General features: G+C 72.8%; 13 protein-coding genes. 5 read left to right on the top strand and 8 right to left on the bottom strand.

The genetic code is table 11. The features are described 5' to 3' along the window. Positions 1 to 1,288 (top strand): adenosylhomocysteinase (ahcY, locus tag ACWD6P_RS14425; RefSeq protein ID WP_451444399.1); only part of this gene is annotated, 1,288 nt, incomplete at its 5' end. 89 nt (positions 1,289 to 1,377) lie between these two features. On the opposite strand, the gene ACWD6P_RS14420 is transcribed toward ahcY, so the two are convergent. From ACWD6P_RS14420 to ACWD6P_RS14410, 3 genes are all read right to left on the bottom strand, one after another. Beyond that, positions 1,378 to 2,007 carry a dTDP-4-dehydrorhamnose 3,5-epimerase family protein gene (locus ACWD6P_RS14420; RefSeq protein ID WP_451444398.1) on the bottom strand — a complete coding sequence of 210 codons (630 nt, stop codon included), beginning with the start codon at positions 2,005 to 2,007 and terminating at the stop codon, positions 1,378 to 1,380. Positions 2,008 to 2,027: 20 nt separating this feature from the next. Beyond that, a complete protein-coding gene (locus ACWD6P_RS14415; RefSeq protein ID WP_451444397.1) occupies positions 2,028 to 2,804 on the bottom strand; it encodes a class I SAM-dependent methyltransferase in 777 nt (258 codons plus the stop codon). Positions 2,805 to 3,076: 272 nt separating this feature from the next. Then, the gene (locus ACWD6P_RS14410) at positions 3,077 to 4,804 is read right to left on the bottom strand and encodes a TlrC/CarA/OleB/SrmB family ABC-F type ribosomal protection protein (RefSeq protein WP_451444396.1); all 1,728 of its coding nucleotides are present in this window, start codon (positions 4,802 to 4,804) and stop codon (positions 3,077 to 3,079) included. A 705-nt stretch (positions 4,805 to 5,509) separates the two neighbouring features. Here ACWD6P_RS14410 and ACWD6P_RS14405 point away from each other — a divergent pair. Together ACWD6P_RS14405 and ACWD6P_RS14400 are read left to right on the top strand one after the other, a co-directional pair. After that, positions 5,510 to 6,679: a macrolide family glycosyltransferase gene (locus ACWD6P_RS14405; protein ID WP_451444395.1), complete on the top strand. Its 1,170-nt coding sequence runs from the start codon at positions 5,510 to 5,512 to the stop codon at positions 6,677 to 6,679. A 97-nt stretch (positions 6,680 to 6,776) separates the two neighbouring features. Continuing rightward, positions 6,777 to 7,751 (top strand): Gfo/Idh/MocA family protein, encoded by a 975-nt coding sequence (locus tag ACWD6P_RS14400; protein WP_451444394.1) that lies wholly within the window; start codon positions 6,777 to 6,779, stop codon positions 7,749 to 7,751. 12 nt (positions 7,752 to 7,763) lie between these two features. On the opposite strand, the gene ACWD6P_RS14395 is transcribed toward ACWD6P_RS14400, so the two are convergent. Next, positions 7,764 to 8,741: an NAD-dependent epimerase/dehydratase family protein gene (locus ACWD6P_RS14395; protein ID WP_451444393.1), complete on the bottom strand. Its 978-nt coding sequence runs from the start codon at positions 8,739 to 8,741 to the stop codon at positions 7,764 to 7,766. On the opposite strand from ACWD6P_RS14395, the gene ACWD6P_RS14390 reads away from it, so the two are divergent. Further along, positions 8,659 to 10,173: an activator-dependent family glycosyltransferase gene (locus tag ACWD6P_RS14390; RefSeq protein WP_451444392.1), complete on the top strand. Its 1,515-nt coding sequence runs from the start codon at positions 8,659 to 8,661 to the stop codon at positions 10,171 to 10,173. The two genes, ACWD6P_RS14395 and ACWD6P_RS14390, sit on opposite strands and share 83 nt — an antisense overlap. Before the next feature lie 30 nt (positions 10,174 to 10,203). On the opposite strand, the gene desII is transcribed toward ACWD6P_RS14390, so the two are convergent. The 4 genes from desII to ACWD6P_RS14370 are packed head-to-tail and all read right to left on the bottom strand — an operon-like array spanning position 10,204 to position 15,360. Continuing rightward, positions 10,204 to 11,721 carry a dTDP-4-amino-4,6-dideoxy-D-glucose ammonia-lyase gene (gene desII, locus ACWD6P_RS14385; protein WP_451444391.1) on the bottom strand — a complete coding sequence of 506 codons (1,518 nt, stop codon included), beginning with the start codon at positions 11,719 to 11,721 and terminating at the stop codon, positions 10,204 to 10,206. Next, positions 11,718 to 12,917: a dTDP-4-dehydro-6-deoxyglucose aminotransferase gene (locus tag ACWD6P_RS14380; protein ID WP_451444390.1), complete on the bottom strand. Its 1,200-nt coding sequence runs from the start codon at positions 12,915 to 12,917 to the stop codon at positions 11,718 to 11,720. The genes desII and ACWD6P_RS14380 overlap by 4 nt, the downstream gene beginning before the upstream one ends. Positions 12,918 to 12,919: 2 nt before the next feature. Then, positions 12,920 to 14,134, bottom strand: coding sequence for a cytochrome P450 family protein (locus ACWD6P_RS14375; protein ID WP_451444389.1), 1,215 nt, complete (start codon positions 14,132 to 14,134; stop codon positions 12,920 to 12,922). Then, entirely contained in the window at positions 14,131 to 15,360 is a 1,230-nt protein-coding gene (locus tag ACWD6P_RS14370) for an acyltransferase family protein (protein ID WP_451444388.1), read from the bottom strand. Before ACWD6P_RS14370 ends, ACWD6P_RS14375 begins: the two co-directional genes overlap by 4 nt. Before the next feature lie 522 nt (positions 15,361 to 15,882). Between ACWD6P_RS14370 and ACWD6P_RS14365 the strand changes: the two genes are divergently transcribed. Next, positions 15,883 to 26,808 carry an SDR family NAD(P)-dependent oxidoreductase gene (locus tag ACWD6P_RS14365; protein ID WP_451444387.1) on the top strand — a complete coding sequence of 3,642 codons (10,926 nt, stop codon included), beginning with the start codon at positions 15,883 to 15,885 and terminating at the stop codon, positions 26,806 to 26,808. Positions 26,809 to 26,813 lie beyond the last annotated feature (5 nt).

The following is a 26,813-nucleotide window of genomic DNA, read 5'->3' as shown; positions in this document are numbered from 1 at the left end:
CAAGGAGTACGCCGCAGCCCAGCCGCTGGCCGGCGCCCGCATCACCGGCTCGCTGCACATGACCGTGCAGACCGCCGTCCTGATCGAGACCCTGGTCGCCCTGGGCGCCGAGGTCCGCTGGGTGTCCTGCAACATCTTCTCCACCCAGGACCACGCCGCGGCCGCGATCGCCGCCGCCGGCATCCCCGTCTTCGCCTGGAAGGGCGAGACCCTCGAAGAGTACTGGTGGTGCACCGAGCAGGCCCTGACCTGGCCCGGGCACGCGGGCCCGAACATGATCCTCGACGACGGCGGCGACGCCACCCTCCTCGTCCACAAGGGCGTCGAGTACCAGAAGACGGGAGAGCTGCCGGAGGCCGCCAACGAGGAACTCGCCGTCGTCCGCGCCCTGCTGGAGGACAGCACCCTCGACTGGTCGACCCTCGCCTCGGGCATCCGCGGTGTGACGGAGGAGACCACCACGGGTGTGCACCGCCTGTACGAGATGCACCGTGACGGCGCTCTGCTGTTCCCCGCGATCAATGTGAACGACGCGGTGACCAAGTCGAAGTTCGACAACAAGTACGGCTGCCGGCACTCCCTGATCGACGGCATCAACCGGGCCACGGACGTACTGATCGGCGGCAAGACCGCGGTCGTGTTCGGCTACGGCGACGTCGGCAAGGGCTGCGCGGAGTCGCTGCGCGGCCAGGGTGCCCGCGTGATCGTCACCGAGATCGACCCGATCTGCGCGCTGCAGGCGGCCATGGACGGCTACCAGGTCACCACGCTCGAGGACGTCGTCGAGACCGCCGACATCTTCATCACCACGACCGGCAGCAAGGACATCATCATGGCCTCGGACATGGCCAAGATGAAGCACCAGGCGATCGTGGGGAACATCGGCCACTTCGACAACGAGATCGACATGGCCGGTCTGGCCAAGGTCCCGGGCATCGTGAAGGACGAGGTCAAGCCGCAGGTCCACACCTGGACGTTCCCCGACGGCAAGACGATCATCGTGCTCTCGGAGGGGCGCCTGCTGAACCTGGGCAACGCGACCGGCCACCCGTCGTTCGTGATGTCCAACTCGTTCGCGGACCAGACGCTGGCCCAGATCGAGCTGTTCACCAAGCCGGAGGAGTACCCGACCGACGTCTACGTGCTCCCCAAGCACCTCGACGAGAAGGTCGCCCGTCTGCACCTGGACGCGCTCGGCGTGAAGCTGACGACGCTGAGCCCGGAGCAGGCGGCCTACCTCGGTGTCGAGGTCGACGGCCCCTACAAGCCGGACCACTACCGCTACTGAACACCGGTCACCGGATACTGCCGCACACGAGGCCGCCGGGGCGCTCTGCGCCTCGGCGGCCTCGTGTGCGGTGCGGCGGCCGCGGCCCGCTACAGCGCCGCCTCCAGCGCACGGCAGGCCTCGTAGTCCGGCAGGATGCCCGACTCCAGTGCCTGGGCCAGGGTGGGGGCCGCGACGTCCCGCTCGGACAGGATCGGCTCGACGCCGTCGAGCGTGACGGGCAGCCCGAGCGCCGGGTCCAGCGGGGAGACGGCGAGCTCATGCTCCGGCACGTACGGCCCGGACATGAGGTACACCATCGTGGTGTCGTCCTCCAACGCGACGAACACATGGCCCACACCGACCGGCAGATACGTCGACCGGAGACTCTCCTCGTCGAGCTGGACCGTGTCCCACCGGCCGAAGGTGGGCGAGCCCACCCGCAGGTCGACGACGAAGTCGAGCGCCCGGCCCCGCCCGCAGTAGACGTGCTTGGCCATGCCCGGCGGCGTCGAGGTGAAGTGCACACCGCGCACCACACCACGGCGCGAGGTGCTCTGGCAGGTCTGGACGACGGGGAAGGCGTGCCCGGTCGTCTCGGCGAACAGATGGTGCTGATACGTGGTCACGAACGAGCCGCGACGGTCGGGGAACACCGTGGGGGTGAACTCGAAGGCGCCCTCGATGGCGAGTTCCCGTACGGTCGTGGGCGCGGTCACCCCGGTCTGTCGAGTCGTCATCACGGAAGCCGGCGACCCGGTCACTCGCCCCACTTCATGTAGATGACCGGCGGCTCACGGCCGGGCAGCTGGCGCAGGGGTGCGCAGTCCAGGCCGAAGACCTCCTGCAGCGCCGTGGTCTCACCGGGCCACTTGGGGTGGGCCAGCTCGTCGAACGCGAGGATGCTTCCCTTGGTCAGATGCGGCCGGATCGCCTCCAGGAGCTCCTTGGTCGGCTGGTAGAGATCCAGGTCGAAGTAGGCCATGGCGATGACCGTCTCCGGGTTGTCCTCCAGGTACTGCGGAACGGTCTCGCGCACGTCGCCCTGGACGACGAAGGAGCGCTGGGTGTGCCCGAACGGCTCGGTGGCCTCATGGGCCGCCAGGACCTCGCGCAGGTGGTCGACCTCGTTCTCCGGGACCGCGAAACGCCCGGGATGGGCGCTGGTGCTGGCCTTGTCCACGTCCTTGATGTCGTCGGGGAAGCCGGTGAAGGTGTCGAAACCGATGATGCGCCGCAGCGAGTTGTACGGCTCGTAGATGCTGCGCAGGGCCGTGAGCGTGGCCAGGTGACGGCCGTGCAGCACACCGAACTCCATGATGACGCCCGGGATCTCGGGCAGCATGCGGTACAGCGCGTCCATGGAGAGCAGGTCGGCGAGCTGGTGGCGGCGCAGGTAGACGGGCAGGTTGTCGATCAGGTATTCGGGCGGTATGGGGCTGTCGACGAGGAGCTTCGTGAGCCGCTCACGCGCGTCCCGTTCCTGATCCGACTCGTGGGGAACGATGCGCGGGTCGGTGAAGCCGTCCTTGGCCATGAGGGGCTGTTCCTTTCGCCGGTGGGTCAGAAAAGCCGGAGCGTTGTCAGGTGGTCGGGGGAGGGGCGGATCCGCTGGTCTGCCAGGCCGGATCAGCTGCGCGGCCGCACGGAAGGAGAGCGCGAGGCGGCAGTTCAGCCACGGGCGGCGGGGGACGGTCGCGCAGCGGCGGCGGCGCCGTACGGCACCGCCGCCCGCTCCACGTACGGACGTTCCCCTTAGGTGATCACCCCGGGGATCGTCTCATGGGGTGGTACGGCGCAACAGCTCGCTCAGTCGCGGATGGAGCCGTTCTCCAGGCGCACTGTGCGTCCGGTGAACCGCCTTTCGAGCATGCGGTCGTGGGAGACGACGAGCAGTGCTCCCCGGTAGTGCGACAGGGCCTCCTCCAGGTCCTCCACCAGCGCCGGTGACAGATGGTTCGTCGGCTCGTCGAGCACCAGCAGATCCACGGGGTCGTGCAGGAGACGGGCCAGGGCGAGCCGCCGGCGCTGGCCGACGGACAGCCCGCCGACCGCGGTGGCCAGATCCGACGGCCGGAAGAGCCCCAGGCCCAGCAACGCCCCGCGATGTGCCTCGGCATCGCCGGGCAGGCCTTCGCTGAACGCGTCCAGGAGGCTGAGCCCGGGCGCGGTGACCGGTGTCTCCTGGGGCAGCCAGCCGGTGCGCGCCGGACGCGTGCTCGCGCCCCGGTCCGGTTCCAGATCGCCGACCAGCACCCGCAGCAGGGTGCTCTTGCCGGCTCCGTTGGGGCCGGTGATCAGAACGCGTTCCCCCGCACCCACCTCGAACTCCGGCACATCGAGCCGGTCCGCCACCGCGACCTGGTGCAGCCCGGCGACGACCGAGTCGCCCGTGGAGTCGCCGCCCTCGATCCGGGGCGCGAACCGCATCGGCTTCGGCGGGCGGGGGACCGGGTTCTCCTCCAGCCGGCGCAGCCGCTCCTTGGCGTTGCGCACGCGGGCGGAGATCTGCTTCTCCACACTCCGCTGGTGACGGCCGTTCGTCCGGTCGGTGTTGGCCCGCGGTCCGGCGGCCGCGTGGTCCGCCGCGGCGCGCGTCAGTTCGCGTTGGCGGGCCAGATCCTCCTTCCACTCCTGGTGCTGCTGCTCCCACCGCAGCCGCAGGGCCGCCTTGGCCTTCACATAGCCGGCGTAGCCGCCGCCGTGGCGGTGGACCGTGTGCCGCTCGGCGTCCACGTCCCACAGGGCCGTGGCCACCCGCTCCAGGAAGACGCGGTCGTGCGAGACGACCAGGATGCTGCCGCGGTGGGAGCGCAGGTGTTCCTCGAGCCACTCCAGCGCGGCCCGGTCCAGGTGGTTGGTGGGCTCGTCGAGCAGCATCAGCTGCGGTGCGGCGGCGAGCACACAGGCCAGGCCCAGCCGGGCCTGCTCGCCGCCGGACAGGCTGGCCAGGTGCCGGGTGGTGTCCACGGACGCCAGGCCCAGGCCGTGCATGGCGGCCTGCACCCGGGCGTCGGCCGCGTAGCCGTCCCGGGCCTCGAAGGCCTCCATGAGATCGCCGTACTCGGCCAGCAGGGCCGTGAGTTCGTCGCCGTCCGCCTCGGCCATGGCCGCCTCGCAGCGGCGCAGTTCGTGCTCCAGCGCGCGCAGCTCGGCGAGGGCGTGGTCGATGGCGTCTTGCACCGTGTCGTCGGGCGCCAGCTCGGGGGTCTGCGGGAGGTAGCCGGTGCCGCCCGGCGCACGCACCAGCACCCGGCCCCCGTCGGGCTTTTCCAGTCCGGCGAGCAGGCGCAGCAGGGTGGACTTGCCCGATCCGTTCTCCCCGATGACGCCGATGCGTTCGCCCAGGGCCACGGACTGGTGCACGCCGTCCAGCAGGCGGCGGGTGCCGCGGGCGTGCTGGATGTCGTCGAGGACCACCCGGAAACCGCCGGCCGCCGGTGCGCTCGGTTCCGGCTGCCGCTCCTCGACGAGCGCGGTGCCCGCGTGCGCGGGGGAAGACGGGAGAAGGCTGTTCGTGGAAGAGGAGTTCTGCATGGAATTGCACGCCGTTTCATCCGTAGGTCAGGAAAGGTCGACCGAGGGGAGCACTGCTCGAACGGGTACCGGAGACGGGCATGACCGCATGGCGCAGGACAGAAGGCTGTCGTGAAAGGCCGGTGCGGCGCTTGAACGGCGCTGGAAAGCCGCTGGAGAAGCGGCGCTCGCCGTGCCCATGGCGCCCGGAGCTAGAGGTGCTCGGGGGGCGGCGTCAGATGAAGTAAATGCCGGTGGCGACGAAAGAGAAGATCACGGCACGAGACATTAGCAGAGGTGTTCGGCGAGGGGGGCGACGTGTGGTAAGGAATCGGCCAAGTGGCGGTGATTTTCGGCTGGTTGTCGGTGGGCGGCCGTCGGTGGTCCGGAGACCGGCGTCCGTCCCGGGAAGGCCGCCGACCGGCCGCACGGCGGGCGGCAGCTGCGCAAACGATCAGGGGCGCGGTGCGTGTCCGGACGCGATGCACGCGGCCGCGCCCGCGGGCGAGCGGAGACGGCCCGCACTTCTCCGGAAACCGGGGATGTGGTTAGTGTCTGCGGTATGCACTTTCCCCAGATCTACGGCTGACGAGGGCCGCGGCGCCCCCTGACCGTTCTGCTTTCTCCCCCTAGGCCGTCCGCCGCCGGGAGCTTCCCCGTGCGGCGGTCCCGGGCCGAGGGGGTTGTCGTATCCATACGCCGTAGCACTGAAATGAGCGAACCCTTATGTCTCGTCGCCACATCGCGATGATCGGCAGTCCCATCGTCAGCCACGTCCTGCCCGGCCTCGAGGTCATTCGTGAACTCGTGGCGCGGGGACACCGGGTGACGTACGCCGGCGCCCCGAACGTCGCCGAGCTGATCGAACCCACCGGTGCCGAGTTCGTCCCCTACACCACCACCCTGCCCGTCGCCGACAACAACTGGCCGCAGGACCCGATCTCGGCGATGTCCCTCTTCCTCGACGAGGCGATGCAGGTCCTTCCCCAGCTGCGCGCCCACTACGACGAGGACCCCGCCGACCTCTACCTCTACGACATCGGGTCCTACGCGGGCCGTGCGCTCGCCGAGGCGCAAAGCCGCCCGCTCGTGCAGCTGTCCCCGAGCTATGTGTCCTGGGAGGGCTACCAGCAGGAGGTCGGAGATCAGCTGATGCAGCTGCCGGGCGCCGACGCGTACCGGCAGAAGTTCGCCTCCTGGCTGGCCGGGTGCGGAGCCACCACGCTGGACGTGGACGCCTTCAGCGGCATGCCCGCCCGGACCATCGCGGTGATCACCAAGGCCATGCAGCCCAACGCGGACCGGGTGAACACCGACGTCGTCACCTTCGTCGGCCCCTGTCTCGGGGACCGCTCCGAGCAGGGCGGCTGGACCCGGCCGGCGGACGCCGGGAAGGTGCTGCTGGTCTCCCTCGGCTCGGCCTACACCCTGCAGCCGGAGTTCTACCGCCAGTGCCTGGCGGCCTTCGGCGGCCTGGCCGGCTGGCACGTGGTCCTCCAGATCGGCAAGCACACCGACGCCAAGGAGCTCGGGGAGATCCCCTCCAACGTCGAGGTGCACAACTGGGTGCCGCAGCTGGCGATCCTGGAGCAGGCCGACGCCTTCGTCACCCACGCCGGCATGGGCGGCAGCAGCGAGGGGCTCTACACCGGTGTGCCGATGATCGCCGTGCCGCAGGGCGCCGAGCAGTTCGGCAACGCCGACCAGCTCGTCAAGCTCGGCGTCGCCCGGCGCATCGACACCGCTGACGCCACCGCCGACGCGCTGCGCACGGCGCTGCTGGAGCTCACCGCCGACCCCGAGGTCCGCCGCCGCTCCGACGAGCTGCGCGCCGAGCTGCGGGCCGAGGGCGGGACCAAGCGGGCCGCCGACCTCATCGAGGCCGCCCTGGACTGATCCGCCGAAGGATCGCATCGGCCGGTGGCCCCTGCCCGCGGGGCCGCCGGCCAGGTGTCCATGACGGGGTGAGCGGCGAGAAACGAGGACGGTGGCGGTGGACAGGGTGCGGATGGGCGTACTGGGCTGCGCGGACATCGCCTGGCGGCGCATGCTGCCCGCGCTCGCCGGCCATCCATCGGTCGAGGTGGTCGCGATCGGGAGCCGGGACGCGGCCAAGGCGGCGGCGTTCGCCCGGCGGTTCGGCGGTGAGCCGGTGACCGGTTACGAGGCCGTGCTCGACCGGCCCGACCTCGACGCCGTCTACGTCCCGCTGCCACCCGCGCTCAACGCCGACTGGACCCGGCGGGCACTGGAGGCGGACAAGCACGTCCTGTGCGAGAAACCGCTGACCGCCACCGCACGGCAGGCCACGGCGCTGCGGGAACTCGCCCGCGCCCGCGGCCGGGCCCTGTTCGAGAACTACATGTTCCTCTGCCACCCCCAGCACCACCTCGTCGACGAACTGCTCGCCGCGGGGCGGATCGGCGAAGTCCGCTCCCTGGCCTGTGAGTTCACCATCCCCGGCAAGCCGGCGGACGACATCCGCCACCGCCGTGACCTGGGCGGCGGCGCGCTCACCGGCATCGGCGTCTATCCGCTGCGCACCGCCCTGCGCTACCTCGGCCCCGGTCTGGAGGTGGTCGGCGGATACCTGAAACTGGACCGCCGCACCGGCGTCGACACCGGCGGGGCGGCGCTGCTCGCGGCGCCCGGCGGCGCGGTGGCGCAGCTCGGGTTCGGACTGGAACACGCCTACCGCTGCCGGTACGAGCTCACCGGCTCACAAGGGCGAATCACCGTGCCGTGGGCCTACACGCCGCCCGCGGACCACACCGCGGTCGTCCACCTCGAACGGGACGGATCCCGCGAGGAGTTTCCCGTGCCCCCGCACGACCAGTTCCGCTCCGTGGTGACGGCCTTCGTCGAGGGCGTCCGCTCAGGTGCGCCGTCCCCGCTGACGGGCGAGGCCCTGTCGGACCAGGCCCGGCTGATCGAGGACCTGCGCGCCGTCGCGCGGCGCGGCGACTGACGAACCCGCCGGTCAGCGCGGCAGTGCCCGGCGCCGGGCGAGGGCCGACACGACGTCGTCGACGGCCCGGCGCAGGGGAACCTCCGGCCGCCACCCCGTCACGTCCCGGAAAACCGAGGAGTCGACGTCGAGGTCGCGGAAGTCGCCGGTCTCGGCGTAGTCGGGGGGAGCCACCGACAGCACCGGAACGGGCGGCCGTCCGGTGTGGCGGGCCGCGCTGTCGGCGATGGTCCGGAACAGATCGCCGAGTGCGACGATGTGCCCGCCCACCGCACAGGCCCGGCCGTTGAGGTCAGCGGCATGGTCCAGCGCGGTGACGAAAGCGCGGGCCGCGTCGGTCACGTCGAGGAATTCGCGCCGCACGGTGCCGTCGTGCCACAGGGCGAGGGCCTCGCCGGACAGGGCCCGGTCGGCCATCGAGGGCGTCACGCCCGCGCCGCTGCCGACAGTGGTGGGCAGGCGCAGCGCGATGCCGCGGACGGCACCCCGGGCCGCGGCGTCGAGCAGGTGCCGCTCCGCGGCGGCCTTCTGCCGGGCATAGGCGCTGCGTTGGGGGCCGCCGTCCGCCACCTGATTGGTGCTGGCCAGGACAAGGGTGGGGGCGGGCCCCTCGCCGGGTGCCGCCGCGCACTGCGCGATCACTTCACGCACCAGGTCCACATTGACCCGCTCCGCCTCCGGGTCCGAGGCCGCGGACCGCCACGAACCCTGGCCCGCCATGCGGGCGACCAGGTGGATCACCGCGTCGGCGCCGCGGACCGCGTCGGCGACGGCGCCCTCCTCGGTGAGGTCGGCCCGCACCGCCTCGGACGCCGCCAGGCCGCCGGCCGGCACGGCGAACGGGCCGCGCGCCACCGCGCGCAGCCGTATCGGACGGCGCGAGAGCTCCCGCACCACGGCGGAACCGATGTACCCGGAGGCGCCCAGGACGACGACCAGGGGACGGCGGGAGGTGTCCCGCCCCGTGCCGGGGGAAAGGGGACCGGCCATTGCTGTTGCCTCTCTTCGTGGCGTGCTGCCGCACCGCACCCTCAAGGGGCACTCGTCCCTGAATCCAGAGGAGATCGGCCCGCGTATGCACGGCCCGGGCGCTGCGGCAGAATCACCGGCTGTCCGTCAATGGGTATCGGGTCAAAGGAGTTGGCTTATGCGTGTGCTTATCGCGGCTTTCGCGCACACCTCGCATTTCCATGGCTTCGTGCCTCTCGCGGGGGCCTTGCGTGCCGCGGGGCATGACGTACGGGTCGCCAGTCAGCCCGGTTTTGCGGACACGATCACCGGTGCCGGGCTCACCGCCGTACCGGTGGGAGCGGACCACCGGCTGCTGGAGGCGATGCAGGAGAAGGGCGCGGAACTCCAGAAATACTCCGCGAATATCGACCTGTCCCGCCCGGAAGCGTTCGACTGGGACTTTCTGTTCAACCTGTACGACCTGTCTGTTCCCTATTTCTATTCGGTGATCAACGACGAGTCGTTCGTCCGGGAACTCGTCGGGTACGCCCGCCAGTGGCAGCCGGACCTGGTGCTGTGGGAGCCGTACACGTTCGCCGGGGCGATCGCCGCCCGGGCGTGCGGCGCCGCCCACGCACGGATCCTGACCGCGAGCGACCTGAACGCGTACTTCCGTCAGGCGTTCCTGGAGCAGCTCACCGAACGGCCCGCCGGGCAGCGCCCCGACCCGCTGAAGGACTGGCTGGCCGGGGCCGCCCAGCGGTACGGGGTGGCCTACGACGAGGAGCTGGTGGTCGGCCAGTGGACCGTCGACATGCTGCCGGAGCGGTTCCGGCTCGACCTGTCGCTGCCGACGGTGCCCACGCGGTACCTGCCGTACAACGGCCCGGCCGTCGTCCCGGACTGGCTGAAGGAGGCCGGGTCCCGCCGGCGGGTGTGCCTGACGACCGGGTCCACCGGAAGCAGCTTCACCGCCGATCCGGCGGTCTTCCACCGCTACCTCCAGGTGCTGGCGGAGGTCGACGCGGAGATCGTCGTCACCGCCGACCCCGCCGCGCTGCGGGAGGCAGGACCCTTGCCGGAGAACGTCCGGGTCGTCGGTTTCGCCCCGCTGAACGTCCTGCTGGAGGGCTGCTCGGCGGTGATCCACCACGGCGGCAACGGCACCTGGTCGACGGCCCTCTACCACGGGGTGCCGCAGGTCATGGTGCCGTACCTGTGGGACACCATCCTGCGGGCGCAGCAGACGGCGGCCGAGGGCGCGGGCCTGCACCTGAGCGAGGACGAGGTGAGCCCCGAGGGACTCCGGGACAGCGTGGCCCGGGTGCTCGCCGAGCCCTCGTTCCTCGACCAGGCCCGCCGGCTGCGGGACGAGGCCCGCGCCGAGCGCAGCCCCCAGGACGCGGTGGCCGTCCTGGAGGAACTCACCGGCCGGCACCGGGACGTCCGCCCGGCGGCGGCTGCCGTCTGAGCCCCGGCGGCGCGGGGCGCCGCCGGGTACTCACCCTTCGTCTCCCGCGCGCAGCAGGCCCCGGTGCGTCTCCCAGCCGTCGGCGATGTCCTGCTCCATCTGGTTGAGCCGGGCGGTCACGGCCTGGTCGAAACCGTCGAGGAAGTACTCGTCGCCGGGCCGCGGCTCGATGTGCGGATTCCGCTCGACGAATTCGCGGACCACGTCGTGCAGGCTCCTGGTCGGGGTGACGCGCCCGGCGATGTAGCGGTCTGCGCCCTTGAGGTCGGGGAACCCGGCCTCGCGATAGAGGTAGACGTCGCCCAGGAGGTCGACCTGCACCGCGATCTGCGGATGCGCAAAGCCGCGCATGGTCGCCGGGGTGATGCGCAGCAGCTCGGCGTCCACCCCGCTGCGCATGCTCTCCAGCGCGTACCCGAGATCGATGTGCAGGTCAGGTGTCCGCTCCCGTGCGTAGGCGGTGAAGTCCTGGAGCGCGTCGCGCAGCCGGGCGCGCTCGGCGGCCGCGAGCCGGCCGTCGTCACGGCCGCTGTAGTCCTCGCGCACCGTCACGAAGTCGAGGGGACGCTCGGGGGAGTGCTCGTTCAGCCCGGCCACGAAGTCCACGAGGTCCATCAGCCGATCGGCCCGGCCGGGCAGGACGATGTAGTTCAGGCCGAGCCGCAGCGGGGCACGCCGTTCGGCCCGCTGCGCCATGAAGGAACCCAGGTTGTCCCGCACCCGCCCGAAGGCGCGCGGTTTGGTCGTGGTGGCTTCGTACTCGGCGTCGTTCAGGCCGTACAGCGAGGTACGGATCGCGTGCAGCGACCACAGTCCCGGCTGGCGCTCCAGCGTCCTGTCGGTGAGCGCGAAGGCGTTGGTGTAGAGCGTCATGTCGAGCCCGCGACTGCCGCCGCGCGCCGCCAGTTCGCCGAGCCCCGGGTTGGTGAGCGGCTCCAGCCCGCCGGAGAAGTAGACCGTCGAGGGCTGCGTGTCGGGCACCTCGTCGATGACGGACGCGAACATGGCGTTGCCGGCGTCCAGCGCGGACGCGTCGTACCGCGCACCGGTCACACGTACGCAGAAGTGGCAGCGGAACATGCAGGTCGGCCCGGGGTAGAGGCCGACGCTGTAGGGGAAGGCCGGGCGGCGGTGCAGCACCGCGTCGAGCGCGCCGGTCCGTTCCAGCGGGAGGATGGTGTTGGTCCAGTACTTCCCCTCCGGACCCCGCTGGACGGCCGTGCCGAGCTCGGGTATGCGGCGGAAGAGGTCGAGCAGTGTGGCGAAGGCCGCCCGGTCCACGTGCAGCAGGTGGCGGGCCTGCTCCAGGGTGGTGAACGGGTGGGAGCCGTACCGCACGGCCAGGTCGACGAGGTGCTCCGCCCGTTCCCGGGCCCCGTCGCCGGTGTCGCCGAGCTGTGCGAGGCGGGGTTGCAGTGCGCGGATCGCCGCGGCACGGTCGCTGCCGGGGCGTGCCACGTCTTCGATCGCCTGCGCGGGCGCTACCGCTTGGACGGTGTCCACGAGAACTGTTACCTCCGGGTCGGGCTTCGGACGGATGGCGCTCATGCGGGCACTGCCCTGTCCCACATCGCGTCGATCTGCTCGCCGCGCTCCGCGGCGAGCCGGATGATGCTGCACACCCGGCGGATGTCCTCGAAGGACACCGACGGTCCGGTGGGCAGCGCGAGCACCCGCTCGGCCAGCCGCTCGGTGTGTTCGAGCCGGAGCGGGGGATCGGTCCGGTAGGCGGGCATCAGGTGGCAGGGTGGCGAGAAGTACAGCTGGGGGAAGACCTTCTCGGCCTGCAGCAGTGTCCGCAGCCGGTCGCGGTGCAGACCGGTGACGGCGCGGTCCGTCAGCAGGATCACGTACTGGTGGTTGTTGCGCTCGGTCTCGTCGAAGGGCAGCACCTCGACGCCCGGCACCCCGCGCAGTTCCGACCGGTAGAGGGCGTGGTTCTCACGGTTGCGCTCGCGGGTCTCGGCGAAGGCGTCGAGGGAGGTGAGGCCCATGGCCGCCGAGCACTCGCTCATCTTGGCGTTCATGCCGACGGCGGTCACCGACTTGTCCTGGTCGATGCCGAAGTTGCGCAGGGCCACGAGCCGTTCGGCGAGCTCGCCGTCGTCCGTGGTCACCGCCCCGCCCTCGAAGGACATGACCGTCTTGGTGGCGTGGAAGCTGAACACCTCGGCGTTCCCGAAGCCGCCGATCGGCCGGTCGCCGGAGGTGCAGCCGAAGGCGTGGGCCGCGTCGAAGAACAGCTTCACCCCGTGCTCGGCGGCGAGCTTCTCCAGCTCGATGACGGGTGCCGCCCGGCCCCACAGGTGTACGCCGACGATGGCTCCGGTGGCGGGGGTGATGAGTTCCTCGACCCGCGCGGGATCGAGGCAGCCGGTGGCCGGGTCGACATCGCAGAACACCGGCTCAAGACCCACCCAGCTCGCCGCGTGGGGAGTCGCCGCGAAGGTCAGCGAGGGCATGATGACCTGCCCGGTGACGCCCGAGGCCCGCAGCACCAGCTGGAGCGCCACGGTGGCGTTGCAGGTGGCGACGCAGTGCCGCACGCCGGTGAGGTCGGCAATGCGGGCCTCGAACTCCGTGGTCAGCGGGCCGCCGTTGGTCAGCCAGTCGTTGTCCAGGGCCCATTCGAGCCGGGCGAGGAACCGTGCCCGGTCGCCGACGGTGGGCATGCCCACCAGGAGCGGGCGCAGGAAGGTCGCCGGACCGCCGAAGAGCGCGAGATCGGTGAGGGCACGTTTCATGCTCACCGCCAGGAGACGGGCAGCTCGACCGGACCCCGCATGAAGACGTGTCGCCACGTCAACTCCGAGGCGGGAGCGGCCAGTTGCAGTGTCGGGAAGCGCTTCAGGAGGACGTCGAAGGCGATTTCCGCCTCCGCCCGCGCCAGCGCGGCGCCGAGGCAGTAGTGAATGCCATGGCCGAAGGTGAGGTGGCTGCCGTCGTTCCGGTCGACGCGGAAGGACTGCGGGTCCTCGAACCGTGCCGGGTCGCGGTTGGCGGCGGCCAGGTTGATCAGCACGGTGCTCTGTGCGTCGATGGACACCCCGCCGATCTCGACGGGCTCCAGGCTGTGCCGGCTCGTCATCTCGATGGGCGCCATGTAGCGCAGGATCTCCTCCACGGCGGACCCCACCAGGGCGCCGTCCGCGCGGACGCGGGAGAGCTGCTCGGGGTGGTTCAGCAGGAGGAAGGCCCCCGTGCCGATCACGTTCACCGTGGTCTCGATGCCGGCGACGAGCAGCAGGAACACCGTCGAGATCAGCTCGGCCTCGGAGAGGCGGTCCCCGGAGTCGCGCAGTTCGACCAGGGCCGACAGCAGATCCTCACCCGGCTCGTCGCGCCGGCGGCGGACCAGGGAGCGGACGCACTCGAAGAGGCTGCGGTAGGAGGCGGCGTTGCGCTCCGCGAACGCCGGATCGCTCTCGACGACGTGCTGGGACCAGGTCTGGAAGTCCGCGCGGTCCTCCTCCGGCACGCCGAGCAGCTCGCACATGACGGTGAGCGGGAGCGGGCGGGCGAGCGCGCTCACCAGGTCTCCGCCGCCGGTGGCGGCGAACTTCTCCAGCAGGTCCTCGGCGATCTCCTGGATCCGCGGCCGCAGCGCGTTGATGCGCCGCATGGTGAATTCCCTGGAGACGAGCTTGCGCAGCCGGCCGTGGTCCGGCTCGTCGCTGCGGAACATGTTCCGCTGGAAGTACTCGGTCAGGTCGTCCGGGATGCCCGTGGCCGCCGAGAGGTCGAAGTCCGTCTGCTTCGTGGGGTCGTTGCTGAGCCGGGGGTCGCTCAGCGCGGCCCGTACGTCCTCGTAGCGGTTCACGAGCCAGACGAAGGAGCCGCCGTAGAAGCGCACCTTGGTGACCGGACGCTGTTCGAGGATCTCTCGGTAGGTCGCGTACTGGTCGGTGTGGAAGAGCTCGCTGCTCAGGTCCAGAACCTCGGGCAGTGGTGGCTGTTTCATGGTGTCCTTTCACCGGTGAGGGACTCGGATCGCCCGGGAGCGCGGTGTGGCGCGTCATGCCCGCGGGGAGTTGCCGAAGGGCGGCTCCAGCGGCGCATGGCGGGCAGCTCGACCGCGGTGTGCAGGAGCCAGGCGGCGGCCCAGCAGGCGAAGAACAGCACGACCGCCAGGCCGATCAGCGCGATCAGGCCCGGCCGGAAGCCGTCCGGCAGCGCGGTGAAGCAGGCCGTCAGGATCATGTGGTGCACGAGGTAGAAGGCGAAGGAGAGTTCGCCGAGCCGCACCACGCGGGGACGGCGTGCCAGGGAGGGGAGGTTCTTCCGGTCCCGGGTGGCGGCCGTGGCGATGAGCACGGCCAGCGGGATGACGGTGGCGCTGACCATCGCCCACAGGTGGGGCGCCTTGGTGACCATCGTCGTGACCCCGGCCACCGCGTAGCCGGCGCCGCACAGGACGACGGCGAGCCAGCTGCTGACGAGGGGCCACATCCCGCGCCGGACCAGGAGGGCGAGCACGATGCCCAGCGCGAACTCCAGGAGGCGTACGGGGGGCGCCGTGTAGATGAGCCAGAACTGGGTCAGGCTGTAGCCGGCCAGGGGCATGGGCTGACCGGGCAGCAGCCGGACCAGGTGGGGGGCGGCCATGATCAGGGCGGCCAGGGTGCCGGCGGCCGGCCACAGGTACTGCCGCGGCAGCCGGCGCAGCGCCCCGTACAGGAACGGGAACAGCAGGTAGAAGAACAGCTCGCAGGCGAGCGTCCACGAGATCGGGTTGACCGTGGCGGTGAGCACCATGCCGGGCACCCAGGCCTGAACGAGCAGGAGGGCGGCGGCCGTTGTCGACACGGTCACGACGGTGCCGGTGACGAGAGCCAGGACGAGACCGGCCGACCAGGTCACCACGTGGCTGGGGTAGATCTTCGCCACCCGCCGCCGCCAGAAGCGCCGGACGGTGTCACCCGGCCGTGCCGCGTACGCCAGGACGAACCCGCTGAGGACGAAGAAGAAGGAGACCCCGACCGGCCCGGCCGGCAGCAGGAAGTAGGCCAGGTCGCGCGAGGCGGCGTCGGCCTGGGGGCTGAACTGGCTCAGCGCATGGCAGGCGAACACCAGGAAAGCCGCGAAGAACCTCAGCCCGGTCAGCGACGGCAGCCGTTCGGCCTGGCTTCCCCGGCCGTCGGGTGTGTCGGCGGGGGAGAGCTCGGGGGATTTGTCCGCAGGTAGCACGGCTCACTGGCCCTTCTGTGGGTTGCCGCTGTCCAGGAGTTCAGACCGCTGATAACGGGAATGTCGTGTTGCACAGGACCGGCGGAGAATGGACGTTACCCGAGCTGGTCGGATTCGGTGGGAGAATTCGAAATTCCCGGAGTCCATCGTGGTCCGACCAGCCCGGAGCCGCTTCCGCCGATATCTTTTCGCAGGTCGGTCGAATCCGGCTACAGGGAAGCTCGAGGGTCGATATCACGGCCGCTGGAATCGCGTTCAAGTATCGTTTGAACGGCTCTGACCTGCGGCTTCCATGAAATTCGGTAGTGCGGTAATCCCTTGGCTCGGCAGGCTTGCTGGTGTACTTTCACATAGCCACTGACCAACGGTAGTCGACCGTTTATGGCTCGCGGGATTGATAGTTTCTTTCTGTGGCTTGCGTAGCCCGCCGGCCAGGTCGCAGTCGATGTGGTCGGTATTTCCGTGGGCCGTGTTCTGCAGAGGTCCGCTCCCTGGTAACGCGCGGACGACGAGGAGTCAGGTGTGAACGGCAGCCCCCTTCAGGACGAGAACACTTCCGCAGCTGCCGGAGGGGCGGCCCGGCCGTGGGTTCTGTCGGGAGCGGACGCCGGCGCGCTGCGGACCTGGGCCCGCCGGCTGCTGGGCTACCTCCACGCGCATCCGGACACCGGCGTCGACGAGTTCGGCGCCGTGCTCGCCCGCCAGGACCGGCGCCTGCCGCAGCGAGCGGTGATCGTCGGCTCCTCCCGCGAGGAACTCCTCGACGGCCTGGCCGCGGTCGCCGACGACGTCCCGCATGTGGCAGTGGCGCGCGGAACGGCCGCCGCCGCGGCGCCGGTCACCTTCTTCTACCCGGGCCAGGGCTCCCAGTGGCCGGGGATGGCCACGGAACTCGTCGGCGAGTCCCCGGTGTTCGCGGACGCGATCGCGCGGTGCGCCGAGGTCTTCGCCGCCGAGTCCGGCTGGTCGCTGACCGAAGCCCTCGACACCGCGGCCGCCGCGGGCGCCCCGCCCCGGGTCGAGGTCGTACAGCCCGCCCTCTACGCGGTGAGCGCCGCCCTGACCGAACTGTGGCGCTCCTTCGGCGTCGAGCCCGACGCCGTCGTGGGGCACAGCATGGGCGACCTCGCCGCCGCCCACGCCGCCGGCAGCGTCGACATCCAGGACGGCGCCCGCGCGGTGGCGCTGTGGAGCAGGGAACTCATGCCGCTCGTCGGCAAGGGGGACATGGCGTCGGTGGCGCTGCCCGCCGACGAGCTCGCCGACCGGCTGGACTCCTGGGGCCCGGACGTCGTCCTGGCCGGCATCAACGGCCCCCGCTCGGTGCTGCTGGCCGGTGCCACGGACACGATCGGGCGCTGCGTGGCGGAGCTGACCGCCGAAGGGGTCCGCGCCCAGGTCATCGGCGTCTCGATGGCCGCGCACTCCCCGCAGATGGACGACGTCGTCGACGGAGTGCGCACGGCGCTCGACTGGTTCACCCCGGGCGAGGGCACCGTCCCCTTCTACTCCAGCCTCACCGGCACCACCCTCGACACCCGCGGACTGACGGCGGACTACTGGTGCGCGAACTTCCGCAACCGCGTGGAGTTCGAGCGCTCGGTGCGGGCCTGCGCCGACGACCGGGCGGGCGTGTTCGTCGAACTGAGCCCGCACCCCGTCCTCGCGGGTGCCGTGCGGCAGACGCTCGACGCGGCAGGCGTCACCCGCCCGGTGCTCCCCACGCTGCAACGCGGCCAGGGCGGACTGCGGCGCTTCCTGACCGCGGCGGCAGAGGCGTACACCCACGGGGTGGAGGTGGACTGGACGGCTGCCTTCCCCGGTGTCGAGCCGGCCCTCCCAGCCGACCTGCCGGACCTGCCGCCCGCCGGAGCAGAGCTCGGCGCACCGGCCGCCGAACCCTCCCGGCCGGGGCTCTTCCCCCCGGGAACACCGGACCACGAGATACGGCAGCGACTGACGCGCCTCGTGCACACGGAGACCGCCGCCGTGACCGGCACCGGCACCCAACCCGTGGACGGCTCACTCACCTTCGCCGAACTCGGGCTCGACTCCGTCCTCGCGGTGCAGCTGCGCGACCGCCTCGCGACGGCCCTCGGCCAGGACATCGGCATCGCCACGCTCTTCGACCACCCCACCCCGCGGGCCCTCACCGACGCGCTGTACGACCTGCTGCGCCCGCGCGCGCCCCGCGGCGGCCCGGGCGCGGATCCGGCCCCCGAGCAGCGGGAACCGGGAGCCGACCGGGCGGCGGACGAGCCGATCGCGGTCGTCGCCATGGCCGTACGGCTGCCCGGCGGCGTGCACACTCCCGAGCAGTTCTGGGAGCTGCTCTCGGGCGGGCGCGACGCCGTGGCGGGCCTTCCCACGGACCGCGGCTGGGACCTGGAGGCGCTCTTCCACCCGGACCCGGCACGCTCCGGCACCGTGCGGCAGCGCTCCGGCGGCTTCCTGCACGACGCCGCCGACTTCGACGCGGACTTCTTCGGCATCTCGCCGCGCGAGGCACTGGCCATGGACCCGCAGCAGCGGCTCCTCCTGGAGGTCAGCTGGGAAGCGCTCGAACGGGCCGGAATCTCCCCCGAGACGGTGCGCGGCACGCCCACCGGAGTGTTCACCGGCGTCATCGCCCAGGAGTACGGCCCGCGCCTGGCCGACGGCGGCAAGGACGTCGGGGGCTATCTGGTCACCGGCACGACCACCAGCGTCGCCTCCGGGCGGATCGCCTACACCCTGGGCCTTGAAGGACCGGCCGTCACCGTGGACACGGCCTGCTCGTCCTCGCTCGTGGCCCTCCAGCTCGCCTGCCGCTCCCTGCGCGCGGGGGAGACGGACCTCGCCCTGGCCGGCGGCGCGACGGTGATGCCGACGCCCGGCATGCTCGTCGACTTCAGCAGGCTCGGCGCGCTCGCCCCCGACGGCCGGTGCAAGGCGTTCTCCGCCGACGCCGACGGCTTCGGGATGGCGGAGGGCGCCGGAGTGCTCCTGCTGGAGCGGCTGTCCGACGCCCGGCGCCTGGGCCACCCCGTCGTGGGCCTGATCCGCGCGGTGGCGGTCAACCAGGACGGCGCGAGCAACGGGCTGTCCGCGCCCAACGGCCGGGCCCAGGCCCGGGTGATCCGGCAGGCGCTCGCCGAGGCCGGACTGACCGCGGCCGACGTGGACGCGGTCGAGGCCCACGGCACCGGCACCCGGCTCGGCGACCCGATCGAGGCCCAGGCCGTGATCGAGGCGTACGGGACGGATCGCCCCGCCGACCGCCCGCTGTGGCTGGGCTCGGCGAAGTCCAACGTCGGCCACACCCAGGCCGCCGCCGGCGTGACGGGCGTCATCAAGATGCTGCTCGCCATGCAGCACGGCACGCTGCCGCAGACCCTGCACGCCGACCGCCCCTCCACGGAAGTGGACTGGTCCCAGGGCGAGGTGCGGCTGCTGACCGAACCGGTCGCCTGGCCCGACGCGGCGGGGCCCCGCCGGGCGGGAGTCTCGTCCTTCGGCATCAGCGGCACCAACGCGCACGCCATCGTCGAGGCACCGCCACGGCAAGAGCGAGCCACCGGCCCGTCGGGCGAGCGGACCGCGGGGCCGGACCGGCGGCGCTCCGGCGTCCTGGCGCCGTGGGTCGTGTCGGCGCACAGCGAGGCCGCGCTGCGGACGCAGGCGGGCCGGCTCGCCGCGCACCTGCGCGAGCACCCCGAACTCACCGCCACGGACGTGGCGTTCTCGCTGGCCACCACCCGGGCCGCGGCCCGCCACCGGGCCGCGGTCGTGCCGGATGGGCGCGCCGAGGCACTGGACGTACTGGCCGCGCTGGCCGAGGGCGACACCGCGGACGCCGTCGTGGCCACCGCCCGGCCGCAGTCCGCGCCCGTCTTCGTCTTCCCCGGCCAGGGATGGCAGTGGGCGGGCATGGCGGTCCGGCTGTACGACACCTCACCGGTGTTCGCGCGCGCCATGGACGAGTGCGCCGCGGCCCTGGAACCGCACCTGGACTTCCGCGTCCTGCCCTTCCTGCGCGCGGAGGCCGCCGCCGCGGACGGCCGGCCCGACGCCGACCTGTCCACCGACCGCGTCGAGGTGGTGCAGCCCGTCCTCTTCGCGGTGATGGTGTCGCTGGCGGCGCTGTGGCGGGCCCACGGCGTCGAACCGGCCGCGGTGATCGGGCACTCCCAGGGGGAGATCGCGGCCGCCTGCGTCGCCGGCGCCCTGTCACTCGACGACGCGGCCCGCCTGGTGGCCGTCCGCAGCCGCGTCATCGCCCGACTGCGCGGAGGCGGCGGCATGATGGCGGTCGCCACCACCGCCGCCGACCTGACGCGCCGGCTCGGCCGCTACGACGGCCGACTGGAGACCGCCGCCCTGAACGGGCCGCGCTCCGTGGTGGCCGCCGGACCGGACGACGACCTCGACCACCTCCTCGCCGCCCTCACCGCGGAGGGCGTGCGGGCCAGGCGCCTGCCGGTCGACTACGCGTCGCACACCGCGCGCATGGAGGACGCCCGCGCCGCCCTGCACGAGGAACTCGGGGAGATCGAGCCGCTGCCCGGCGCCGTGCCCTTCTTCTCCACCGTGACCGGCGACTGGGCGGACCCCACGGCGCTGGACACCGCCTACTGGTTCCGCAACCTCCGGGAGACCGTACGGTTCGAACCGGCCGTGCGGGCGCTCGTGGAACAGGGACACCGGGCCTTCATCGAGCTCAGCGCCCACCCGGTGCTCACCACCGCCATCGAGGAGACCGGACAGGAAGCCGGCGCGGACCCGGTCACGGTCGGCACCGTACGCCGCGGCCACGGAGGGCCCGAGGACTTCGCCCGCGCCCTGGCCACGGCGTGGGCCGCGGGCGTACCCGTGCGCTGGGAGTCGGTGTTCCTCGGCGTCCCGGCGCGCCCGGTTCCGCTGCCCACCTCGCCGTTCCAGCGGGAGCGCTTCTGGTGGGAGCCCGCCCCGGACGCGCCCGCCGCGCCCGGCGGGGCGGAGCACGACGCGGCCGCCGCGCTGCGCTACCGCATCGACTGGCAGCGGGTGCCCGCTGCCAGGCCCTCCGCGGCGGGCCCGCGCAGCTGGCTCCTCGTCCGCTACGACGGGGCCGCGGAACCGGCCGCGCAGGCGGCGCGCACGGCCCTGGAAGCGGCCGGTGCGACGGTGTCGGACCTCGTGATCGGCGCCGTGGCGACGCGGACGGAACTGGCGCAGTCCCTGCGGCGCGCCGCCGAGGGCGCGGACCGGGTCGGGGTGCTGTCCCTGCTGGCCGTCGACGAGAAGGGCGAGGACACCGGCACACCCCTGGGCCTGCCGTCGCTCGGCGGCACCGTCGCCCTCGCCCAGGCCTTCGCCGACTCCGGACTCGACGGCTCCCTGTGGTGCCTGACCGAAGAGGTCCAGGTCACCGCGCCGGACGAGCGCCCGGGCGACCCCGCGCGGGAGGCCCTGTGGGGTCTGGGGCGGGTCATCGCCCTCGAACACCCCGAACTGTGGGGCGGGCTGATCGACGTGCCCGCCGGTTCCACGGCCGAGATCGCCCGCTCGCTCGCCGGCGTGCTGACCGGCGAGAGCGGTGAGGACCAGGTCGCCCTGCGGGCGGAGGGGGTGTTCGCGCGCCGCTGGAAGCGGGCCGTGCCCCGGCCCCGGAGCGCGCCGCACACCTGGGAGCCCACCGGTACGGCGCTGGTCACCGGAGGCACCGGAGGCGTCGGCCGCCATGTCGCCCGGTGGCTCGCCCACCGCGGCGCCCCGCACATCGTCCTCACCAGCCGCAGCGGCCCAAACGCCCCGGGAGCCGAGGAACTGGCCGCCGAACTGCGCGCGCTGGGCTCCGCGGTGACCCTCGCGGCCTGCGACGTCACCGACCGCGAGGCCCTGCGCTCGCTCCTGGACGGCCTGCCCGCGGACCAGCCGCTCACCTCGGTGTTCCACACCGCGGCCACCCTGGACGACGGCACCCTCGACACCCTGAGCGGCGAACGGATCGAACAGGCCGGCCGCGCCAAGACCCTGGGCGCCCGGCACCTGCACGAACTCACCGCGGACGCACCCCTGACCGCGTTCGTCCTGTTCTCCTCGTTCGCCTCCGCGTTCGGCGCGCCGGGCCTGGGCTGCTACGCCCCGGGCAACGCCTACCTGGACGGCCTCGCCCGGCAGCGGCGCGCCGAGGGGCTCCCGGCGACCTCGGTGGCATGGGGCACCTGGGCCGGCAGCGGCATGGCGGAGGGCCCCGTGGCGGAGCGCTTCCGCCGGCACGGCGTCGTCGAGATGGCTCCGGAAGAGGCCCTCGACGCCCTGCAGATGGCACTGGACCGGGCGGAAGTCTGCCCGATGATCATCGGGATCGAGTGGGCGGAGTTCCTGCTCGCGTACACCGCGCAGCGGCCCACCCGGCTGTTCGACGCGCTGCCCGAGGCCCGGGACGCGCGCGAGGCCCTGCGCCGGGAACACGGCGCGGCCGGAGGGCCGCTCGGCGGCGGCCTGGCGGACCTGCCCGCCGCCGAGCGCGGGCGCGCGCTCCTGGACCTGGTGCGGCAGCACACCGCCTCGGTGCTCGGACACCGGGACCCGGAACGGATCCCCCCGGAGCGGGCGTTCCTGGAACTCGGCTTCGACTCGCTGGCCTCGGTGGAACTGCGCAACCGGCTCACGGCGGCGACCGGTCTGCGCCTGCCCACGACCCTGGTGTACGACCACCCGCACGCCCGGGCCGTCGCCTCCCGCCTGGAGTCCGAACTCTTCGGCGGGGCGGAGCCCGAGCCGGGGCCGCGGCCCGTCGGCGGCGACGCCGCACACGACGACGACCCGATCGCCGTCGTGGGTATGGCCTGCCGGTTCCCCGGCGGCATCAACTCCCCGGACGAGCTGTGGCAGTTCATCGCCGACGGCCGTGACGCGGCCGGCGCGGCGCCGGACGACCGGGGCTGGGAGCGGCGCGCGGTGCTGGGCACCGGTGCCGCCCGCCCCATGGGCAACTTCCTCGACGACGCCGGGGGCTTCGACGCGGCGTTCTTCGGGATCTCCCCGCGCGAGGCGCTGGCGATGGACCCGCAGCAGCGCCAGGTCCTGGAGGTCACCTGGGAGGCGTTCGAACGGGCGGGCATCCGGCCGCAGACCCTGCGCGGCAGCGACACCGGGGTGTTCGTCGGCATGTCGCACCAGGGGTATGCCGCCGGACCGGTGGAGGGCCGGGACGAGGTCGAGGGGTATCTGCTCACCGGCAGCACCGCCAGCGTCGCCTCGGGCCGCGTGGCCTACGCGCTGGGGCTTGAGGGTCCCGCGCTGACGGTGGACACGGCGTGCTCGTCGTCGCTGGTGGCGCTGCACCTGGCGGCCCGGTCGCTGCGGGACGGCGAGTGTGCTCTGGCGGTGGCCGGCGGGGTCTCGGTGATGGCGGGCCCGGAGGTGTTCACGGAGTTCTCGCGGCAGGGCGCGCTGGCCGCCGACGGCCGCTGCAAGGCGTACTCCCATGACGCCGACGGCTTCGGCATGGGCGAGGGCGTGGGCCTTGTGGTGCTGGAGCGCCTGTCGGACGCCCGGCGCAACGGCCATCAGGTGCTGGCCGTGGTGCGCGGCTCGGCGGTCAACCAGGACGGGGCCAGCAACGGTCTGTCCGCGCCCAGCGGCCCCGCGCAGCAGCGGGTGGTGCGGCAGGCGCTCGCCGCCGCCGGACTGACACCGGATCAGGTGGACGCGGTGGAGGGGCACGGCACCGGGACGGTGCTGGGTGACCCGATCGAGGTGCAGGCGCTGCTGGCCACGTACGGACCCGACCGTGATCCCCAGCGGCCCCTGTGGCTGGGCTCGTTGAAGTCGAACATCGGGCACGCCCAGGCGGCGGCCGGGGTGGCCGGCGTGATCAAGATGGTGCTGGCGCTGCGCCACGGGGTGCTGCCGAGGACGCTGCACGCCGATGTGCCGTCGTCGCATGTGGACTGGTCGTCGGGCGCCGTGGAGGTGCTGCGCGAGGCACGGGAGTGGCCGCGCAACGGCCGTCCACGCCGGGCGGGAGTGTCGGCGTTCGGCGTGAGCGGAACGAACGCGCATCTGATCGTCGAGGAGTCTCCCTCGGTGAGGCAGGAGGCGGGGACCGCCGCCGGCCCGGCGGGTGTGCTGGGAGCCGGGGGTGCCGTGCCGCTGGTGCTGTCGGCGCGTACGGACACCGCGCTGGCCGCCCAGTCCCGGCGCCTGGCCGACCACCTGACGGCACATCAGGACATCCGGCTGCGGGATGTGGCCCGCTCCCTCACCGAGTCACGGCAGATCTTCGACCGGCGGGCCGTGGCCCTCGTACGCGACATCGAGGACGCCACCGACACCCTGCGCGCTCTCGCCGAGGGCCGACCCGCGCCCCGCACCCTCACCGGTGCCGGCGCTGAGGGGCGTCGTGTGGTGTGGGTCTTCCCCGGCCAGGGCTCGCAGTGGGCGGGGATGGGGCGTGGGCTCCTTGACGTCCCGGTGTTCGCCGAGGCGTTGGCGGAGTGCGATGAGGCTCTTGCGCCGGTGGCGGGCTTCTCGGTCGTGGACGTGGTCCGCGGGGTGGAGGGTGCTCCTTCGCTGGACCGGGTCGATGTGGTGCAGCCGGTGCTGTTCGCGGTGATGGTGTCCCTAGCCGCCCTGTGGCGGGCGTGCGGTGTGGAGCCGGACGCCGTCGTGGGGCACTCCCAGGGCGAGATCGCAGCGGCGTGTGTCGCGGGTGCCCTGTCGTTGCCGGATGCGGCGCGGGTGGTGGCGCTGCGGGCCCGGGCGCTGGCCGACCTCGCCGGCGACGGTGCCATGCTGTCGCTCCGCCTGGGCCGTGCGGAGGCGGAGAAGCTGCTGCGCAACGCCGCGCCCGGCGCACTGGAGATGGCCGCGGTCAACGGCCACGACGCCGTGGTGGTGGCCGGTGACCCCGAGGCGGTGCACACCTTGTGGGAGCACTGCGCCGGGGAGGGTATCGACGCGCGGGTGCTCCCCGTCGACTACGCCTCGCACACCTCCCACATGGAACGCCTGCGGGAAGCGGTCATCGCCCCGCTGTCCGGCATCGCCCCCCGTACGCCCGACGTTCCCCTCTACTCGACCCTGCGGGGCGCCTTCGTCGACGGCCCCGAGCTGGACGCCGGTTACTGGTACGAGAACCTGCGCCGCACCGTGGAGTTCGAGGCCGCGATCGAGGCGCTCGGCACGGCGGGCTACGACGCGTTCGTCGAGGTGAGCCCCCATCCGGTGCTGAGCGGAAGCATGCAGGACACGCTCGGTGACGCAAGCGTGGTGGTGGGCTCCGTCCGGCGCGACGACGACACGCCCGAACGCTTCCTGGCCGCCCCCGCCGAGGCGCACGTGGCCGGTGTCGCGGTGGACTGGCGGGCCGTGCACGGCGACGGCGAGCTGACCGACCTGCCGACCTACCCCTTCGACCACGAACGGTTCTGGCTGCTGCCCGAAGCGTCCGGGCCGTCGCACACGGACGACGGATGGTGCTACCGCGTCGGCTGGCAGGAGACCACCAGCACCTCTGCCGGCCCGGCCGGACGCTGGCTGCTCCTGCTGCCCGACACGACGGACGGCCGCCCCGCCGAGCTCGCCTGGCGCGACGCCGCTGCCGCCGCCCTCGCCGCACACGCGGCCCCGCCCCACACGGTCACCGTCCCGCTCGACGATCCGCACGCGCTGACCGCCGCCGTCCGCGACGCACTCGCCACCCAGGCCGAGTCCGGCGCGTACGCCGGGGTGCTCTCCCTGCTGGCCCTCGGCGACACGGACGCCGGAGCCGAGGCCACGCTCGGCCTGCTGCGCGCACTGGAGGCGGCGGACGCCGATGCGCCCGTCTGGCTGGCGACCTGCGGCGCGGTCGGCACCGGCGCGGACGACCCCGTGACATGCCCGGCCGGGGCGCAGGTGTGGGGCCTCGGCCAGGCGGCCGCGCTCGAACGCGGTGAGCGGCACACCGGCCTGGTGGATCTGCCGCAGGAGGCCGGAGAGGCGCAACGCGCCCTTCTCGCCCGCGCGTTGACCGGCACGGAGGACCAGCTCGCGGTCCGGTCGCACGCCGTGTTCGCACGCCGGCTGCTGCCCGCCGCGCCGGGCGCGGACCGGGTGCCCGACGCCGCCGACCAGGTCGTGCCGCAGGGGACGATCCTCGTCACCGGCGGCACCGGCGGCCTCGGCGCGCTCACCGCACGCTGGCTGGCGGCCCGGGGCGCACAGCACCTGGCACTGGTCAGCCGCCGGGGCGAGACGGCACCGGGCGTCGCCCCGCTGGTCGCCGAACTCACCGGGCTCGGCGCCCGGGTCACCGTCCACGCCTGCGACATCGGCGCGAGCGCGGCGGTGGCCGGGCTCGTCGACGGGCTGCGCGCGGACGGCGCGACGATCACCGGCGTGGTGCACGCGGCCGGACTGAACCAGCAGACCGCCCTCAAGGACATGACCCGCGAGGAGTTCCGGGAGGTCCTGGCCGCCAAGGTGCAGGGCGCGCGGAACCTCGAAGCCGCCTGCCCCGACCTGAGCCTCTTCCTCCTCTTCTCCTCCGGCGCCGCCGTGTGGGGCAGCGCCGGGCAGGGGGCGTACGCGGCCGGCAACGCCTTCCTCGACGCCTTCGCCCACCACCGCCGCGCCCGGGGCCTGGCCGCGACATCCGTGGCCTGGGGACTGTGGGCGGAAGGCGGCATGACAAACGACGCGCAGGCCGTCGCCCGGCTCCGCGACCAGGGCGTGCGCCCCATGCCAGGACACCGGGCGCTGGACGTGCTCGAAACGGTGCTGGCCGGTGACGAGACCGCCATGGTCGTCGCCGATGTCGACTGGCCGCGGTTCACCGAGACGTACGCGGCGCTGAGGGAACGGCCGCTGCTCGACGCGGTGCCGGGAGCCCGGGCCGCCGCGGCCGCGCGGCCGCAACCAGCGGCGGGAGCGCCCCTGCGCGACCGGCTCGCCGGACGGCCGCCGGCCGAGCAGCACCACGAACTGACGCAGCTGGTGCGTTCCCACGCCGCCGCGGTCCTGGGACACGAGGACCTGCGCGCGGTGGCGGTGGACACGGCCTTCCGCGAACTGGGCTTCGACTCGCTGGGCGCCGTGCGGCTGCGCAAGCGCCTGAGCGAGGCCACGGGTCTCGCCCTGCCCTCGACCCTGGTCTTCGACCACCCCAACGCCGCCGCGCTGGCGGACCACCTCCGGTCCGAGCTGTTCGCGGACCCGCACGACGACGAGGACGTCGTCACGGCGGCACGCAACGGACTCGACCGGCTCGAGGCGGGACTCGCGGACGTGCCCGGGCCGCAGCGTGCCGAACTGGCCCGGCATCTCGACCGCGTCCTGACCGCCCTGCGCACCAGCGCGGCCGGTACCGGTCACGACGGTGTCACCCGCACACCGCCCTCCCAGGAGACGGATCTCGCCGAGGCCGGATTCGACGAACTGATGGAGGCCCTCGGTCGCGAGCTCGGCGACAACGGACAGTCGGCGACGAACAGGTAAAGGAC

The organism is Streptomyces sp. NPDC002446 (genome assembly GCF_053595675.1).
This window is presented reverse-complemented; position numbering and strand designations above follow the sequence as displayed.

What these genes read in the sequence shown, in the direction of transcription:
- ACWD6P_RS14420 (WP_451444398.1), bottom strand. Translation starts at nt 2,007, where the DNA reads ATGACGACTCGACAGACCGGGGTGACCGCGCCCACGACCGTACGGGAA.
- ACWD6P_RS14415 (WP_451444397.1), bottom strand. Translation starts at nt 2,804, where the DNA reads ATGGCCAAGGACGGCTTCACCGACCCGCGCATCGTTCCCCACGAGTCG.
- ACWD6P_RS14410 (WP_451444396.1), bottom strand. Translation starts at nt 4,804, where the DNA reads ATGCAGAACTCCTCTTCCACGAACAGCCTTCTCCCGTCTTCCCCCGCG.
- ACWD6P_RS14405 (WP_451444395.1), top strand. Translation starts at nt 5,510, where the DNA reads ATGTCTCGTCGCCACATCGCGATGATCGGCAGTCCCATCGTCAGCCAC.
- ACWD6P_RS14390 (WP_451444392.1), top strand. Translation starts at nt 8,659, where the DNA reads ATGTACCCGGAGGCGCCCAGGACGACGACCAGGGGACGGCGGGAGGTG.
- ACWD6P_RS14395 (WP_451444393.1), bottom strand. Translation starts at nt 8,741, where the DNA reads ATGGCCGGTCCCCTTTCCCCCGGCACGGGGCGGGACACCTCCCGCCGT.
- desII (WP_451444391.1), bottom strand. Translation starts at nt 11,721, where the DNA reads ATGAGCGCCATCCGTCCGAAGCCCGACCCGGAGGTAACAGTTCTCGTG.
- ACWD6P_RS14380 (WP_451444390.1), bottom strand. Translation starts at nt 12,917, where the DNA reads ATGAAACGTGCCCTCACCGATCTCGCGCTCTTCGGCGGTCCGGCGACC.
- ACWD6P_RS14375 (WP_451444389.1), bottom strand. Translation starts at nt 14,134, where the DNA reads ATGAAACAGCCACCACTGCCCGAGGTTCTGGACCTGAGCAGCGAGCTC.